The following is a 1,326-nucleotide window of genomic DNA, read 5'->3' as shown; positions in this document are numbered from 1 at the left end:
GTGAGGTTCCCGACTTGTATTGGCCGTAGCGGTGCGCAGTCGGGTTGGCCGCTCGTAGCGTTCCGTAGGACGCTGGGTTGGATGGCTCGTGAGGTTCCTGCCGCCCCTCGGGGCTGGCCCGCTCGGGGTGTGCCGCCGGCCCGGTGTCCGGCCACGGTCTGACTCAACAGAGGCGTGTCCCGACCAGCGGTTCCGGAAGTCGGCGTGTCGGCCGTGGACGTCCTGTCGTCCGGCCGTGAGGAACGAACTTCCGTGATATTGCTCGGTATTGACCCACACAAGTCCACTCACACCGCTACCGCCGTCGACCCTGTCTCGAATCAGCAGGCGGACTCGCTGAGGATCGAGGCGAGCCTGGCGGAGTACCGACGGCTCCTGACCTGGGGCCGCCGCTGGCCTCAGCGCAAGTGGGTGGTGGAGAACGCCAACGGGCTCGGCCGCCACCTGGCTCAGTGGCTCGTCGCCCGTGGGGAGAGCGTCGTCGACGTTCCGGCCTCGGCGACCAGCCGCGTCCGTCGGCTCACCCGTGGCGGTGGCCGCAAGAACGACCGGATCGACGCTGCCGCCGCGGCCACGGCCCACATCCACGGAGATGGGCGTGAGGTGGACGTGGACGACCACACCACGGCCCTGGCCCTGCTCGACGAACGACGCGTCAACCTTGCCCAGGCCCGGGTCCGCACCGTCAACCAGCTGCACGCTGTGCTGCGTGATCTGTTGCCCGGAGGGGCTCCGCCTCAGCTGTCGGCAGACCACGCCGCCGAGCTGCTGCGCACGGTCCGCCCCGCCGGCGACGTCGAAAGGGTCCGCAAAGACCTTGCCCGCGATCTGGTCGCAGAGATCCGGGTGCTGGACAAGCGGCTGGCGGAGAACACGGTACGCATGGAAGAACTCGTCGAATCCTCGGGCAGCACGCTGATGAACACGCCCGGCGTCGGGCCGGTGTTGGCGGCACGGCTCGTCGGTCGCGTCGGGCGCGCCAGCCGGTTTGCCACCGCTGCCGCGTTCGCGAATTACACCGGCGTCGCCCCGGTCGAGATCGCCAGCGCGGCCAAGGCCCGCCACCGACTCTCACGCTCCGGCGACCGTCAGCTCAACTCCGTCCTTCACACCATCGCCGTCACCCAGATCAGGATGCCGAACTCCCCAGGACATGCCTACTACCAGCGGAAACTCTCCGAAGGGAAGACAGCGAGGGAAGCCAAACGCTGCCTGAAACGCCGCCTTGCCGACCATGTGTGGCGTGTCATGATCGCCGATGAACGGATGTCCAAGCACCGGCTGCCTCAAGTGACTTGACAAGACACAGAGGCACCCCGAGATGCG

At 68.0% G+C, this 1,326-nt stretch carries 1 protein-coding gene; it reads left to right on the top strand.

Annotated elements, in window-relative coordinates; translation table 11 throughout:
• The first annotated feature begins 204 nt into the window (after positions 1 to 204).
• A complete protein-coding gene (locus KUM49_RS34895; protein ID WP_217240977.1) occupies positions 205 to 1,299 on the top strand; it encodes an IS110 family transposase in 1,095 nt (364 codons plus the stop codon).
• Positions 1,300 to 1,326 lie beyond the last annotated feature (27 nt).

Source organism: Streptomyces sp. AC555_RSS877, from assembly GCF_019049245.1.
Lineage (GTDB): Bacteria > Actinomycetota > Actinomycetes > Streptomycetales > Streptomycetaceae > Streptomyces.
This window is presented reverse-complemented; position numbering and strand designations above follow the sequence as displayed.